Raw genomic sequence first — 17,797 nt, 5'->3', positions numbered from 1 at the left:
TCCCCCATCACTGGCGGCGAGTTCTGGCGGCCCGGGTTTTGGAAATGATCCGGCGAGCCGGAAGCGCGGACGGGCGCCGAATGCAGCGGCTGATAATGTGCGACTGACGGTGCAACTCTCGTACTCTCTGCGGGATTCCTATCACGGGCCTAAGGTGCGAGCAAGGTTTTCTGCCACGCTCTGGGGCCCCGTGAAATGGTCCCCGCCGGTCCCCAACTCTCCAGGCCAGAGGCTCCGGGGTGGCACCTAGGGGTGGATAGGGGTGACGGCTCGGCTTTTGGCTGACGTACCGTGCCGTTGCGTGGCGACCCGGTGTGCGGCCTGTGCGCACGATTAATCGATAACGTGGAGTGTGCCTCGATGAGCGAGTCTGGGACTTTCCTTTCCGCCGGTGACGAGGACACCCCGGTGGACCGTTCGCGTTTCGTGCGCGAGCTGGCGGGACTGCCCGTTTCGGAGCAGCGTCGAATTCTGCTCGACCTGGTCCGGGAACAGACCCGAGTCATGCTGCGGAAAGTGCGTCCCGACGAGGACGTGGCCGTCGACGTCATGCGCCCGTTCCGCGAACTGGGCCTGGACTCGCTGAGCCTGGTGGAGATGCACACCCGCCTGAACGCCGCCACCGGACTCGCCCTGCCGGTCACCGTCGCGTTCGAGCACCCCACTCCCTCCCTGCTCGCCGAACACCTGCGTGCCGAAGCGCTCGGCCTCAGCGAGGACACCCCCGAACCCGAGCAGTTCGCCGTCGCCGACGACGACCCGATCGTCGTCGTCGGCATCGGCTGCCGCTTCCCCGGCGGGATCTCCTCGCCGCAGGACCTGTGGCGCGTCGTCACCGAAGAGCGCACCGTCGTCGACGACTTCCCCACCGACCGCGGCTGGGACCTCGACCGGCTCTTCGACGACGACCCCGACAGCGCCGGCCGCAGCTATGTCCGCAAGGGCGGATTCCTCGCCGAAGTCGCCGACTTCGACGCCGAGTTCTTCGGCATCGGCCCCCGCGAGGCCCTCGCCATGGACCCCCAGCAGCGGCTGCTCCTGGAGACCGTGTGGGAAGCCGTCGAACGCGCCGGCATCGACCCGACCACGCTGCGCGGCACCCGCGCCGGCGTCTTCGTCGGCGCCGGCGCCCACGAGTACGGCGTCCGCTCCCACGAGGACCCCCAGGGCACCGACGGCTACCAGCTCACCGGCACCGCGCTGAGCATCGCCTCCGGCCGCATCGCCTACTCCCTCGGCCTCGAAGGCCCCGCCCTCACCATCGACACCGCCTGCTCCAGCTCCCTGGTCGCCCTGCACCTGGCCGCGGAGTCACTGCGCCGCGGCGAGTGCACGCTCGCCCTGGCCGGCGGCGCCACCGTCATGGCCAGCCCGGCCACCTTCACCGAGTTCAGCCGGCAGCGCGGACTCGCCCCCGACGGCCGCTGCAAGGCCTTCGCCGAGGCCGCCGACGGCACGGCCTTCGCCGAGGGTGTCGGCATCCTCGTCGTCGAACGCCTCACCGACGCCCGCCGGGCCGGCCACCCCGTCCTCGCCGTGATCCGCGGCAGCGGCATCAACCAGGACGGCGCCAGCAACGGCCTCACCGCCCCCAACGGCGCCTCGCAGCGCCGCCTCATCCGCCACACCCTGGCCCGGGCCGGCCTGATGCCCGACCAGGTCGACGCCGTCGAGGCCCACGGCACCGGCACCACCCTCGGCGACCCCATCGAGGCCCAGGCCGTCGTCGCCGCCTACGGCCAGGACCGCTCCGAGGACCACCCGCTGTGGCTCGGCTCGGTGAAGTCCAACATCGGACACACCCAGGCCGCGGCCGGTGTCGCCGGCGTCATCAAGATGATCGAGGCGATGCGCCACGACGTCCTGCCGCGCACCCTGCACATCGACCAGCCCACCCCCAACGTCGACTGGGCCGCGGGCGACGTACGCCTGCTCACCGAACCCGTGCCCTGGCCCAAGGGCGAGGACCCCCGCCGCGCCGGCATCTCCGCGTTCGGCGTCAGCGGCACCAACGCGCACGTCATCATCGAGGAACCGTCCTTCGAGGACACCGGCACCGACACCCCGGACACCTTCCCGGACCGGCCCGCCGCCGCCCCCGTGCCCGTGCCCGTGCCGGTCTCGGCCCGCACCGAACCCGCCCTGCGCGCCCAGGCGGCCCGCCTGCTCACCCTCGTCGACGGCGACGAGCAGATCACGCCCGCCGACCTCGGCCACGCCCTCGCCACCACCCGCGCCACCCTCGACGAACGCGCCGTCCTCCTCGCCGCCGACCGCGCAGCCCTCCGCCAGAGCCTCCAGGCCCTCGCCGACGGGCAGCCGTCGCCCGACGTGATCCGCGGCACCGCCGAACGCCACGGACTGGCCTTCCTGTTCACCGGACAGGGCAGCCAGCGCGCCGCCATGGGCCGCGAACTGTACGAGGCGTACCCGGTGTTCGCCAAGGCGCTCGACGAGGCCGCCGGCTACCTCGACCTCCAGCTCGAACTCCCCCTGCGGGACGTGCTGTTCGCGCCGGAAGGCTCGCCGCCGGCCGCCCTGCTCAACCACACCTGCTTCTCGCAGGCCGCCCTGTTCGCCGTGGAGACCGCCCTCTTCCGGCTGCTGGAGTCCTGGGGCCTGCGGCCCGACTACCTCGCCGGGCACTCCGTCGGCGAGCTCACCGCCGCCCACGTCGCCGGCGTGCTCTCCCTCGACGACGCCGCCACCCTCGTCGCCGCCCGCGGCCGGCTCATGCAGGCCCTGCCCGCCGGCGGCGCCATGCTCGCCGTACAGGCCACCGAGGACGAAGTACGGCCCCTGCTCGGCGAGTCGGTCGGCCTCGCCGCGATCAACGGACCCACCTCCGTGGTGGTCTCCGGCACCGTCGACGCCGTCGACGCGATCCAGGAGCACTTCACCGGACTCGGACGCAAGACGAGCCGGCTCCGGGTCTCGCACGCCTTCCACTCGCCGCTGATGGAACCCATGCTCGAGGAGTTCCAGCGGATCGCGGAGATCCTCACCTACTCCGCGCCCACCATCCCCGTCGTCTCCAACGTCACCGGACGCCTCGCCACCACCGAACAGCTCTGCTCCCCGCAGTACTGGGTCGACCACGTCCGCCAGGCCGTCCGCTTCGCCGACGGGATACGCCACCTCGCGGCAAGCGGCGTGGGCACCTTCGTCGAACTCGGCCCCGACGCCGTCCTGACCGCGCTCGCCCAGCAGACCCTCGACACCGGCGACGCCCTCTTCCTGCCCACCCTGCGCCGCGACCACGACGAGGCACGCACCCTGCTCACCGCGGTCGGCCAGGCCCACGCCCACGGCGCGGCCCTCGCCGGCGCCGCCCTGTTCGCCGACCGCGACACCCGGCGCGTCGACCTGCCCACCTACGCCTTCCAGCGGCGCCGCTACTGGCTGACCGCCCCGCCCGCCGCCGGCGACGCCCCCGGCCTCGGCCAGACGGCCGTCGACCACCCGCTGCTCGGCGCCGCCGTCGGCCTCGCCGGCGCCGACACCGCCGTCCTGACGGGCCGGCTGTCCCAGCAGACCCAGCCCTGGCTCGCCGACCACGTCATCTCCGGCGTCACCCTGCTGCCCGGCACCGCCTTCGTCGAACTCGCCGTCCGCGCCGGTGACCAGGTCGGCTGCGGCCTGCTGGACGAACTCACCCTCGAAGCACCCCTGGTGCTGCCGGCCGACGGCGGCGTCGCCGTCCAGGTCGCCGTCGGCGCCGCCGACGAGCAGGGCCTGCGCACCCTGGAGATCTACTCTCGGGCCGAGACCGCCGAGGACACCGAATCCTCCTGGACCCGGCACGCCACCGGGCTGCTCGCCCGCACCGCGCCCGCACCCGGCGCCGACCTCACCGCCTGGCCCCCGCCCGGCGCCACCCCCGTCGACATCACCACCCTGTACGCGGACATGGCCGACGACGGCTACGGCTACGGCCCCGCCTTCCGCGCCGTCACCGCCGCCTGGCAGCGCGACGGCGAGGTCTACGCCGAGGTCGCCCTGCCCGCCGCCGAACACGGCAACGCCGCCGCCTTCGGACTGCACCCGGCCCTCCTCGACGCCGCCCTGCACGCCGCCGACCACGCCTTCCCCGAGCAGCCCGGCGGACAGGTCCACATCCCCTTCGCCTGGAACGGCGTCGCCCTGCACGCCGCCGGAGCCGCGGCGCTGCGCGTCCGCGTCACCGCCACCGGCCCCGACACCCTCGCCGTCGCCCTCGCCGACCCGGCCGGCGCACCCGTCGCGACCGTCGGCTCCCTCGTCCTGCGCGCCGTCTCCGGCGACCAGCTGCGCGCCGCCCGCACCGGCACCGGCGACACCGTCTACCACGTGACCTGGCGCCGCCTCGACGCGCCCGCCACCGCGCCCGCCGAGCAGCCGGCCACCTGGAACGGCACCGCCGAGGACCTCGACCGGCTCGCCGCCACCGCACCGGCCGCCGTCGTCCTCGACCTGCCCGACACCCCCGCCGGCCCCGACGTGCTCACCCGGGTCCGCTCCTCCGTCACCGCCGCCCTGGACGCCGTACAGGCCTGGCTCGGCGACGAACGCCTCACCGACAGCGTGCTCCTCGTCCGCACCCGCGACGCGGTCGCCGCCACCGACGACGACTCGGCCGCACCCCACCGGGCCGCCGTCTGGGGCCTGATCCGCTCGGCGCAGGCCGAGAACCCCGGACGCCTCGTCCTCCTCGACACCGACACCGACACCCCCGACCCGGCCGCCGCGGCCACCGTCCTCGGCAGCGGCGAACCCGAGGCCGCCCTGCGCGACGGCACCCTGTGGATACCGCGCCTCGCCACCCACCCCGGCGCCGGTCAGTCCGCCGACCAGCCCTGGGACGACCGGCGGACCGTCCTGATCACCGGCGGCACCGGAGGACTCGGCGGCCACCTCGCCCGCCACCTCGTCACCCGCCACGGCGTACGCCACCTGCTGCTCACCAGCCGCCGCGGACTCGACGCGCCCGGCGCCCGCGACCTCGTCGCCGAACTCGAAGCGGCCGGTACGACGGTGACGGTCGCCGCCTGCGACGTCGCCGACCGTGCCGCGCTCACCGAACTCCTCGACACCGTCCCCGACGCCCACCCGCTCGGCGCCGTCGTGCACACCGCGGGCGTCGTCGACGACGGACTCGTCGACGCCCTCACCGCCGACCGCGTGGACTCCGTCCTGCGCCCCAAGGCCGACGCCGCCTGGCACCTGCACGAACTGACCCGCGACCTGGACCTCTCCGCGTTCGTCCTGTACTCCTCCATGGCCGGCGTCCTCGACGGAGCCGGACAGGGCAACTACGCCGCCGCCAACGTCTTCCTCGACGCCCTGGCCCGCGAACGCCACGCCCAGAACCTGCCCGCGGTGTCCATCGCCTGGGGCCTGTGGACCGGCGACGCCGGCATGGGCTCCCACCTCGACGCCGCCGCCCTCCAGCGCGCCCGCCGCCTCGGCATGGAAGGACTCTCCCCCGAGGAGAACCTCGCCCTGTTCGACCAGGCCGTCATCGCCGGCGCCCCCGTCGTCGCCCCGCTGCGCGTCGACCACGATGCCCTGCGCGCCCGCACCGACGGCATCCCCGCCCTGCTGCGCGACCTCGTCCGTGTACCCGTCCGGCGCACCGCCGCAGGACCCGCCGCCGCCCCCGCACAGGCCCTCGGCCGCTGGGCGGGCCTGGACCGGGCCGACCTGGTCGGGCAACTGCTGGACCTCATACGCGCCCAGGCGGCGGACGTCCTCGGCCACGACTCCGCCGAAGCGGTCGGAGCGTCCCGCGCCTTCACCGAGATGGGCTTCGACTCCCTCGGCGCCGTCGAACTGCGCAACCGCCTCAACGCCGCCACCGGCCTGCGCCTGAGCGCCACCCTCACCTTCGACTACCCCACCCCGCGCGCCCTCGCCGAACACCTCGCCACCAAGGTCGGCCAACCCGCCCCCGCCGCCCGGCCCGAGCGGCCCGCGCCCGTCGTCGCCACCGACGAACCCCTCGCCATCGTCGGCATGGCCTGCCGCTACCCCGGCGACATCGCCTCCCCCGAGGACCTGTGGCGCATGGTCGCCGGCGGCGAGGACGTCATCACCCCCTTCCCCACCGACCGCGGCTGGGACCGCGACCTGTACGACCCCGAGCCCGGCACCCCCGGCAAGAGCTACGCCCGCGAGGGCGGATTCCTGCACGACGCCGCCCAGTTCGACGCCGGCTTCTTCGGCATCAGCCCCCGCGAGGCCCAGGCCATGGACCCCCAGCAGCGCCTGCTGCTGGAGGTCGCCTGGGAGACCCTGGAGCGCGCCGGCATCGACCCGCACAGCCTCAAGGGCAGCGACACCGGCGTGTTCGCCGGCGTCATGTACCACGACTGGGGCCTGCGTCTGGGCCCGCTGCCCGAGGACGTCGCCGGCTACCACGGCAACGGAAGCCTCGCCAGCGTCGTCTCCGGCCGCGTCGCCTACGCCCTCGGCCTGGAGGGCCCCGCCGTCTCCGTCGACACCGCCTGCTCCTCCTCCCTGGTCGCCCTCCACATGGCCGCCCAGGCCCTGCGCAACGGCGAGTGCTCCCTCGCTCTCGCGGGCGGCGTCACCGTCATGTCCACCCCGGACACGTTCGTCGACATGAGCCGCCAGCGCGGCCTGTCCGCCGACGGCCGCTGCAAGTCCTTCGGCGCGGGCGCCGACGGCACCGGCTGGGGCGAGGGCGTCGGCCTGCTCCTGGTCGAGCGCCTCTCCGACGCCCGCCGCAACGGCCACCGTGTCCTCGCCCTCGTCCGCGGCAGCGCCGTCAACTCCGACGGCGCCAGCAACGGCCTCACCGCCCCCAACGGCCCCTCCCAGCAGCGCGTCATCCACCAGGCCCTGGCCGGCGCCGGCCTCACCACGAGCGACGTCGACGCAGTCGAGGGCCACGGCACCGGCACGACACTGGGCGACCCGATCGAGGCCCAGGCCCTCCTCGCCACGTACGGCCAGGACCGCCCCGCCGAGCGCCCCCTGTGGCTCGGCTCCATCAAGTCGAACATGGGCCACACCCAGGCCGCCGCCGGCGTCGCGGGCATCATCAAGATGGTCATGGCGATGCGCCACGGGCAGCTTCCCCAGACCCTCTACGCCGACGAGCCCAGCCACCAGGTCGACTGGACCGAGGGCGCGGTACGCCTGCTCACCGAGCCCCGCGACTGGCCCGCCACCGACGACGGCCGCCCCCGCCGCGCCGGTATCTCCTCCTTCGGCATCAGCGGCACCAACGCCCACGTCATCGTCGAACAGGCTCCGGACCCCGAGCCGCAGGAGACGGCCACCGAGGACACGGCGCCGGTGAGCTCGTCGGTGATCCCCTGGGTGCTCTCCGCCCGCACTCCGGACGCCCTCAGCGCCCAGGCCACCAGGCTCCGCCGCCACCTCGACACCCTCACCGACGACGAACTCCGCCCCACCGGCCACGCCCTGGCCACCACCCGAGCGGCCCTCGAACACCGCGCCGTCGTCATCGGCACCGGCGCCCAGTCCCTCGCCGAGGAACTCGACGCGATCGCCGCCGGCACGGGCACCGTCGTCACCGAGGCCCACGAGGGCAAGACGGCCGTGCTCTTCACCGGGCAGGGGAGTCAGCGGCTGGGGATGGGGCGGGAGTTGTACGACGCCTTCCCCGCGTTCGCGGACGCCTTCGACGCCGTGTGCGAAGCCCTCGACGGGCTGCCGCTGAAGGATGTCGTCTGGGGTGAGGACGCCGACAGGCTGGAGCGGACGGAGTTCGCCCAGCCCGCCCTCTTCGCCATTGAGACCGCCCTCTTCCGGCTTCTTGAGTCGTGGGGTGTGCGGCCGGACTTCGTGGCCGGGCATTCCATCGGCGAGGTCACCGCAGCCCACATCGCCGGGATCCTGTCCCTGGAGGACGCGGCCAAGCTGATCGCCGCGCGTGGGCGGTTGATGCAGGCCCTGCCCGAGGGCGGGGCGATGCTCGCCGTGCAGGCCACGGAAGAGGAAGTACGGCCCCTGCTGACCGACACCGTCGGTATCGCCGCGATCAACGGGCCCACTTCGGTGGTGGTCTCCGGCGCCGGTGTCGAGGCCATCGAGGAGCACTTCAGCAGCCTCGGACGTCGGACCACGCGTCTGCGGGTGTCCCATGCCTTCCACTCGCCGCTCATGGAGCCGATGCTGGACGACTTCCGCGCGGTGGTCGCCGGGCTGTCGTTCTCGGAACCGTCCCTGAGCGTCGTATCGAACGTGACCGGAGCCCTCGCCGAGCCCGGCCGGCTCACCAGCCCCGAGTACTGGGTTGAGCATGTCCGCGAGGCGGTCCGTTTCGCGGACGGGGTCACGGCTCTGCGCGCCCAGGGCGTCACCAGGTTCGTCGAGTGCGGCCCGGACGCGGTCCTGACCGGGCTGGCCAAGCAGACCATCGACGACGAAGACGTCACCTTCGCCCCGGTCCTGCGCAAGGACCGCCCCGAGGACGTCACCGTCGTCACCGCGCTCGCCCAGCTGTTCGCCTCCGGCGCCACGGTCGACTGGACCGGCTTCTTCTCCTCGCGGGACAGGCAGCAGGTGGACCTGCCCACCTACGCCTTCCAGCACCAGCGTTACTGGCTGGACCTGCCCGCCACGCGCGCCGGTGACGCCGGTTCCATCGGGCTGGAGGGCATCGGCCACCCGCTGCTGAGCGCGGTGGTGGTCTCGCCCGACTCCGACGGACTCGTCCTGACCGGCCGGCTGGCCGTGGACACGCACCCGTGGATCGCCGACCACGACGTCCTGGGCCGCATCCTGCTGCCCGGTACCGCCTTCGTGGAACTGGCCGTCCGCGCGGGCGACCAGGTCGGCTGCGGCGCGGTGGAGGAACTCACGCTCCAGGCACCGCTCGTGCTGCCGGCCGACGCGGGCGTGGCGGTGCAGGTGGTGGTCGGCGCCGCCGACGACGCCGGGCAGCGCTCGGTGGAGGTCTTCTCCCGCACCGAAGGCACCGACGTCCCGTGGACCCGGCACGCGACCGGTGTGCTCGCGCCGGACACGACCGTTCCCGACTTCGACCTCACCGCGTGGCCCCCGCCGGGCGCCCAGAGCCTGGAGGTCGAGGGCGCCTACGAGCGCCTGGCGAACCGTGGATACGGCTACGGACCGGTGTTCCAGGGACTGAAGGCGGCCTGGCGGCGCGGCGACGACGTGTTCGCCGAGGTGGAACTGCCCTCGGACAGCTGGGACGAGGCGGCACGCTTCGGCCTGCACCCGGCTCTGCTCGACTCCGCCATGCACGTCGACCTGCTGCTCGACGGCACCGAGGAGGACGAGGGCGCCACCATGCTGCCCTTCTCCTGGAACGGCGTCTCCCTGCACGCGGCCGGTGCCGCGTCCCTGCGCGTCCACATCAGGCGACTGCGCGGCGAGGAGGTCTCGGCCATCGGCGTCGCGGACTCCACCGGACAACTCGTCGCGACCGTCGAGTCCCTGGTCACCCGGCCGGTCTCGGCGGAGCAGCTGGAGGCTTCGGGCGGGGGCCTGGAGCGGGTGCTGTGGCGCATCGACTGGACGTCCGCGAGCGCGGACCAGTCCGGTACGACGGCCCTGCCGCTGTGGGACGAGCTGCCTGCCGAGGGCGAGGCGCCTCCGACCGTGGTCTGGGAGATCCCGGTCGGCGAGGGCGACGTACCGACGCGGTCGCGTGCTCTCGCGGTCGTGGTGCTGGAGCGGGTGCGGCAGTGGCTCGAGGACCCGCGTTTCGCCTCCAGCCGTCTGGTCGTGGTCACTCGTGGTGCGGTGGCGCTGTCCGCCGACACCGGTGTGGATGTGGCCGCTGCCGGTGTGTGGGGTGTTCTGCGGGCCGCGCAGGCCGAGAACCCGGGCCGTTTCACCGTGCTGGACCTTGAGCCCGGCGCTGACCCGGCCTTCGCTTCCGGGGCGATCGCCGCGGGCGAGGCGGAGATCGCCGTACGTGACGGGCAGGTCTTCCTTCCTCGTCTGGCCCAGGTGTCCTCCGAGGTGGAGCCCTCGGCGCAGTGGCCGTCGGGGACCGTCCTGGTCACCGGTGGTACCGGTGGTCTGGGTGCCTTGGTCGCCCGCCACCTGGTCGACCGGCACGGGGTCACCGACCTGCTGCTCACCAGCCGACGGGGCCTGGACGCGACGGGAGCGCCCGAGCTGGTCGCCGAACTCGAAGCCGCGGGCGCGACGGTGACCGTCGCCGCCTGCGACGTCGCCGACCGCGACGCGCTCGCCGAACTCCTCGCGGGCGTCGACTCACTCACCGGTGTGGTGCACGCGGCCGGTGTCATGGACAACGCCCTCGTCCAGGACATCGACTCCGACCGTCTGGCCCGCGTCTGGGCGCCGAAGGCCGACGCGGCCTGGCACCTGCACGAACTCACCGCGGATCTCGACCTGTCGGCGTTCGTGCTGTTCTCCTCCGCAGGCGGACTCGTCCTGGCCGCAGGACAGGCCAACTACGCCGCCGCCAACACCTTCCTCGACGCCCTCGCGGCTCACCGCCGCAGCCAGGGGCTGCCCGCGACCTCCCTCGCCTGGGGCCTGTGGGCCACGGCGACCGGGCTCGGTGGTGGCTCCTCGCAGGCGGACGTGGAGACCCGTATGGCCCGCCTGGGCCTGCCCGCCCTGCCCGTCGACGAGGCGCTCGACCTGTTCGACGCCGCGCTGGCCCGGCCCGAGCACCCGGTGCAGATCCCGCTGCGCATCGACACCACCGCCCTCGCCGCCCGCAGCGAGGAACTCCCCGCCCTCCTCAAGGGCATGAGCCGCACGGTCACCCGCAGGACCGCGCGCTCGGCCGCCGCCGCGGACGGTGACACGCTGGCCCAGCGGCTCGCCGGACTCGACGAGGCCCAGCAGGAGCGGCTGCTGCTCGACCTGGTGTGCAAGCACGTCGCCGCCGTGCTCGGCCACTCCGGCAGCGAGGCCGTCGGTGCCGACCGGGCCTTCAAGGACCTCGGCTTCGACTCGCTGGCGGCCGTCGAACTGCGCAACGCACTCGGCGCGGAGGCCGGGATCCGGCTGCCCGCCACCCTCGTCTTCGACTACCCGACCGCACGGGCCGCCGCCGGCTACCTCAAGAGCCGCGTCGCCCCCGACACCCAGTCCCTGCCGGCCGCCACCCCGGCCGCGACGGCCCCCGCCCGACCGGCGGGCACCGACGAGCCGATCGCCATCGTCGGCATCAGCTGCCGGTTCCCCGGCGGAGTACGGTCCGCCGAGGACCTGTGGCAGGTGGTCGCCGAGGGCCGTGACGTCGTCTCCGGCTTCCCCGAGGACCGCGGCTGGCTGCTCGACGCCATCTACGACCCCGAGCCGGGCACACCGGGACGGACCTACACCCAGCAGGGCGGATTCCTCTACGACGCCAACGAGTTCGACCCCGAGTTCTTCGGGATCATGCCCCGTGAGGCGATGGCGATGGACCCGCAGCAGCGCCTGCTGCTCCAGGGCGCCTGGGAGGCCTTCGAGCGGGCCGGCATCGACCCGGAGTCGCTGCGCGGCAGCCGTACCGGCGTCTACGCGGGCGTCATGTACCACGACTACCGCAGCCGGCTGCCGCACGTGCCCGAGGACCTGACGGGCTACATCGGCAACGGCAGCGCCGCCAGCATCGCCTCCGGCCGCGTCGCCTACACCTTCGGCCTGGAAGGCCCGGCCGTCACCGTCGACACGGCGTGCTCATCGTCCCTGGTCGCCCTGCACATGGCGGTGCAGGCGCTGCGCCAGGGCGAGATCAACATGGCGCTGGCCGGCGGTGTCACCGTCATGGCGACGCCGGAGCTGTTCATCGACTTCAGCCAGCAGCGCGGACTGTCCGCGGACGGCCGCTGCAAGGCCTTCGCGGGCGCCGCCGACGGCACCGGCTGGTCCGAGGGTGCCGGCCTGCTGCTGGTGGAGCGCCTGTCCGACGCCCGCCGCAACGGGCACCCGGTCCTCGCCGTCATCCGCGGCAGCGCCATCAACCAGGACGGCGCCAGCAACGGCCTGACCGCACCCAACGGGCCCTCCCAGCAGCGTGTCATCCGACAGGCACTGGAGTTCTCCGGCCTGAGCCCGGCCGACGTCGACCTGATCGAGGGCCACGGCACCGGCACCCGGCTCGGCGACCCCATCGAGGCCCAGGCCCTGCTCGCCACCTACGGCCGGCAGCGCCCCGCCGACGACCCGGTGTGGCTGGGCTCCATCAAGTCCAACATGGGCCACGCCCAGGCCGCGGCCGGCGTCAGCGGCGTCATCAAGGCCGTCATGGCCCTGCGCAACGAGACGATGCCGCGCACCCTCCACGTCGACGAGCCCTCCCCGCAGGTCGACTGGACGGAAGGCAACGTGCGGCTGCTGGCCGAGGAACGCCCCTGGCCGCGCGCCGAACGGCCGCGCCGCGCCGGCGTCTCCTCGTTCGGGCTCAGCGGCACCAACGCGCACATGATCATCGAGGAGGCGCCCGCTCCGGAGCCCGAGCCGGCCGCCCCGGCGCCGACCCGGGCCCTGCCCGCCGTGCCGCTCGTCCTCGGCGCCCGCACCGCCTCCGGCCTGCGCCGCCAGGCCGAGGAGCTGAGGTCCTGGCTGGACCAGGACGCCGGGCGCGACCTGTTGGACACCGCGCTGTCCCTGGTCACCACCCGTTCCCCGCTCGACCACCGGGCCGTCGTCGTCACGACCGACCGCGACGACGCGCTCGCCGCACTGGGCGCCATCGCCGCCCAGGAGGAACGCCCCGGCACCGTCGTCGGCGCCACCGCGCCCGGCGCCCCCCTCGCGTTCCTCTTCTCCGGACAAGGCGCCCAGCGCCCCGGCATGGGTCGCGAACTGTACGCCGCGTTCCCGGAGTTCGCCGCCGCGCTGGACGCCGTGTGCGAGCACCTGGATCCGCACCTGCGGCGCCCGCTGCGCGAGGTGATGTTCGCCGCGCCCGACGCCGCGCCCACCACGGACGGCACCCCGGACCTGAACCGGACCGTCTACACCCAGAGCGCCCTGTTCGCCTTCGAAGTGGCCCTCCACCGGCTGCTTCAGGCCTGGGGCGTCACCCCCGACGTCCTGATGGGCCACTCCGTCGGCGAAATCGCCGCCGCCCACGTCGCCGGCGTGCTCTCCCTGGCCGACGCCTGCGCCCTGGTCGCCGCCCGCGGCCGGCTCATGCAGGCACTGCCGGAGGGCGGCGCCATGATCGCCGTACAGGCCACCGAGGAGGAGGTGCTGCCGCTGCTCGACGCGTCGGTCGGCATCGCCGCCCTCAACGGCCCCGGCTCCGTGGTGGTCTCCGGTGACGAGGACCGCGTGCTCGCCCTCGCCGCCCACTTCACCGGCCTCGGCCGCAGGACCAGCCGGCTGCGCGTCTCGCACGCCTTCCACTCGCCGCTGATGGAACCCATGCTGGAGGAGTTCGGCCGCATCGCGGCAGGCCTCACCTACGGCACCCCCTCGATCCGCATCATCTCCAACGTCACCGGACAGGAGGCCCGCCCCGAGGAACTGGCGAGCGCCGACTACTGGGTGCGGCACGTCCGCCAGGCCGTGCGCTTCGCCGACGGCGTCCGTCACCTCGAGGCCGACGGCGTCACCCGCTACCTCGAAGTCGGCCCCGACGGAGTGCTCAGCGCCCTCGCCGCGGCCTGCCTGGAACGCGACGGCCACGCCGTCGTCCCCGGCCTCGCCAAGGACACCCCCGAACCGCAGGCCCTGCTCACCGCCCTCGCCCGGCTGCACGTGCACGGCGCGGGCCCCGACTGGGCCGCCCTGCTGGCCGGCACCGGTGCCGCACGCCGACTGGACCTGCCCACCTACGCGTTCGAGAAGCGCCGCTACTGGCTGGACGCCACCCCCTCCCCGGACTCCGGCGGCGCCGAGGGCATCGGCCAGCAGCCCGGCGGGCACCCCCTGCTCGGCGCCGTGGTCGTCTCCCCGGAGGACGGCGGCATCGTCCTCACCGGCCGCCTCGCCATGGACAGCCAGCGCTGGCTCGCCGACCACAACGTCCTCGGCACCCTGCTGCTGCCCGGCACCGGCTACGTCGAACTCGCCCTGCGCGCCGGTGAGGAGGTCGGCTGCGACCTCGTCGAGGAACTCACCATCGAGCAGATCATGCCGCTGACGGCCACCGGCGGCACCGCCGTCCAGGTCCTCGTCGGCGCCGCGGACACGGCCGGCCGCCGCTCCCTCGCGGTGTACTCGCGGGCGGAGAACGCCCCCGAGCACGTCGGCTGGACCCGTCACGTCTCCGGCTTCCTCGCCTCGTCCGAGGGCCCGGCCGCCCCGCCCGCACCCCTGGGCGCCGTCGCCTGGCCGCCGCCCGGCGCCGAGGCCGTCGACATCAGCGACGTCTACGACTACCTCACCAGCCAGGGCTACTACTACGGCCCCACCTTCCGCGGCCTGAAGGCCGTCTGGCGGCACGGCGACGACGTCTACGCCGAGGTCGCCCTGCCCGACGAGGCCCGTGAGGAGGCCGCCGGCTACCGCATCCATCCCGCGATGCTGGACGCCGCGCTCAGCGCCACCGACTTCCTCGGCGGCTACCGGCCCCAGGACGTCGGCGGCTCACACCTGCCGTTCGCCTGGACCGGGGTCTCCCTGCACGCCGGCGGCGCCGCCCGGCTGCGCGTCAAACTCAACTCCATCGGCCCCGACGCCGTACGACTGGAACTCGCCGACAGCTCCGGCCTGCCCGTCGCCACCGTCGAGTCCCTCGTCGTCCGCGCCATCACCCCCGACCGGGTCGCCGCCGCGACCGCCGCCTCCACCGGCACCGAACAGCGTGAAGCCCTGCACCGGATCGGCTGGAGCCACCTGCCGCTCGGCACTGCGGGCGGCGCCGGAGCCGGCCGGTGGGCGGTTCTTGGCGGAACCGCGGCGGAGGCCGGCGTCGACGACACCGTGCCCGCCCACCCCGACCTGGCGGCCTTCACCGCCGCCCTCGACACCGGGGACGGCGTGCCCGACCTGGTCCTGTACCCGTGCCCCCGGCCCGCCGGGGACGTCCCGGACGCCGTCCGGGCCGTACTGGACGACGTACTGAAGGTGCTGCGCGCCTTCACGGCCGACGAACGCCTCAGCGGCAGCCGGCTGATGGTGATCACCCGGGACGCCGTCGCCGTCGACGACGACAGCACCGAGGCGGTCGACGTCGTCCAGGCCTCCGTGTGGGGCCTGGTGCGCGCCGCCCAGCTGGAGACGCCGGGCCGCATCCTGCTCGCCGACCTCGCCGACGGCAGCCGCGTCACCCCGCCGCTCGCCGCCCTGGGCGAGCCCGAGTTCGCCGTACGCGGCAGCGACGTCCGCGTCCCCCGGCTCACCGGCATCCCCGTCGACGACACCGAACGGCCCGCCCCCTGGGACCCCGACGGCACCGTCCTGATCACCGGCGGCACCAGCGGCCTCGGCGCCCTCGTCGCCCGACGCCTCGTCTCCGAGCACGGCATCCGGCACCTGCTGCTGACCAGCCGCTCCGGCCCGAACGCGGCCGGCGCCGGCGAGCTGGTCGCCGAACTCGAAGCCGCCGGCGCGACGGTGACGGTCGCCGCCTGCGACGCCGCCGACCGCGACGCGCTCGCCGCCGTCCTGGCCGCCGTCCCCGACGACCGCCCCGTGCGCGGCGTCGTGCACGCCGCCGGCATCATGGACAACGCTCTGGTCAGCGCCTTGACCCCGGAGCAGATGGACGCCGTGCTGCGGCCCAAGGCGGACGCCGCCTGGCACCTGCACGAACTCACCCGCGACCACGACCTGACCGCGTTCGTCCTGGTGTCCTCCTGCGCCGGCCTCCTGGTCGGCGTGGGACAGGGCAACTACGGAGCCGCCAACCGCTTCGTCGACGCCCTCGCCGCCCACCGCCGCGGCCAGGGCCTGCCCGCCACCTCCCTGGCCTACGGACTGTGGACGGTCCGCACCGGCCTCGGCGGCGGCGTCACCGAAGCCGACCTGCACCGCATGGACCGCCTGGGCATGCCCGCCCTGTCCACCGACGAAGGCCTCGCCCTCTTCGACGAGGCGATCGCCCTGGACGAGGCGATCCTCGTCCCCATCCGCCTGGAGCCCACCGCGCTCGCCGCGGCCGCCGACGACGAACTCTCCCCGCTGTTCCGGGAGATCGTCCGCACCGCCCGCCGCACCGCGGCCCGCCCCGCCAAGACCCGCGCCCCCCAGACCGCGGCCCCCGCGGCCGACACGAGCGCGGGACAGGGCACCCTGGAGGAGCAGCTCGCCGCCCTGGGCCGTACCGCACGCGAACGCGTCCTGCTCGACCTGGTCCGCACCCATGTCGCCGCCGTACGCCACGACGACCCGCAAGCCATCGACGTCACCAAGGGGTTCACCGAACTGGGCCTCGACTCGCTGGCCGCGATCGAACTGCGCAACCGGCTCCAGAAGGCGACCGGACTGCGGCTCCCGGCGACCCTGATGTTCGACTATCCCAGTACCGACGTGCTCGCCGGTTACCTGCTGGAGGAACTGGCGCCCGCCCTCCCGGACGTCGACGAGTCGCAGGCCGGCGGTACCGCCGAACCCGACGAGGCGACCGTCCGCAGTGCCCTGGAGTCACTCTCCGTGGCCAGTCTGCGCGAAGCCGGACTGCTGGACGGCCTGCTCGCCCTCGCCGCCGGCCAGGACACCGCGCCGACCGCCGAACCGGCCGAGACCCCCGCCGACCGCACTGACGCCATCAAGAGCATGGACATCGACGACCTGGTACGCGCCGCACTGTCGACCGACGAAACCAACTGAGTGCGCGGGCCCCGCCGGCCGCACCGAGCGAGAGGTTTACCTTCACCGTGGACGCATCCGTGGAGCAGATCGTCGAGGCGCTCCGAAAGTCCATGCTGGACAACGAACGCCTGCGCCGGCGCAACGCCGAACTCAACGCCGCCGCCACCGAACCGATCGCCATCGTCGGCATGGCCTGCCGCTATCCGGGAGGCGTGGCCTCCCCGGAGGACCTGTGGCGGCTGGTCGCCGACGGCGTGGACGCCGTGACCGGCTTCCCGACCGACCGCGGATGGGACATCGACGGCGTCTACGACCCCGAACCCGGCAAGGCCGGCCGCACCGTCGCCCGCGAGGGCGGATTCCTGCACGACGCCGCTGACTTCGACCCCACCTTCTTCGGCATCAGCCCCAACGAAGCCCTCGTCATGGACCCCCAGCAGCGCCTGCTGCTGGAGTCCTCCTGGGAAGCGGTGGAACGCGCGGGCATCGACCCGCTGTCCCTCAAGGGCAGCCGCACCGGCGTCTTCGCCGGCGTGATGTACCACGACTACGGCTTCGGCAGCAGCGACGGCAGCATCGTCACCGGCCGCGTCGCCTACACCCTCGGCCTCGAAGGCCCCGCGGTGACGGTCGACACGGCCTGCTCCTCCTCGCTGGTCGCCCTGCACCTCGCGGTCCAGGCCCTGCGCAACGGCGAGTGCTCGCTCGCCCTCGCGGGCGGCGTGACCGTCATGACCAACCCCGACATGTTCGTCTACTTCAGCACCCAGCGCGGCCTTGCCAAGGACGGCCGGTGCAAGTCCTTCGCCGCCTCCGCCGACGGCGTCGGTTGCTCCGAGGGCGCCGGCATGCTCCTCGTCGAGCGCCTCTCCGACGCCCGCCGCAACGGCCACCCGATCCTCGCCGTCATCCGCGGCAGCGCCATCAACCAGGACGGCGCCTCCAGCGGCCTCACCACGCCCAACGGACCCTCCCAACAGCGTGTCATCAAGCAGGCGTTGGCGGGTGCGGGCCTGTCCTCGGCGGACGTCGACGTGGTGGAGGCGCACGGTACGGGCACGACGCTGGGCGATCCGATCGAGGCCCAGGCGCTCATCGCGACCTATGGCCGGGACCGGGCGGA

2 protein-coding genes are annotated in these 17,797 nt (G+C 74.0%); both read left to right on the top strand.

Annotated elements, in window-relative coordinates:
* The first annotated feature begins 360 nt into the window (after positions 1 to 360).
* Complete coding sequence (locus tag ACZ7L0_RS43270) at positions 361 to 16,692, top strand: SDR family NAD(P)-dependent oxidoreductase (protein WP_471248089.1); 16,332 nt, start codon at positions 361 to 363, stop codon at positions 16,690 to 16,692.
* Between the two features lie 47 nt (positions 16,693 to 16,739).
* The coding region (locus ACZ7L0_RS43265) for a beta-ketoacyl synthase N-terminal-like domain-containing protein (RefSeq protein ID WP_471248088.1) at positions 16,740 to 17,797 on the top strand (1,058 nt) is incomplete at its 3' end.

This window comes from Streptomyces sp. NPDC039424 (assembly GCF_055639495.1).
The sequence above is the reverse complement of the archived record's forward strand: the minus strand, read 5'-3'. Positions and strand labels throughout refer to the sequence as shown.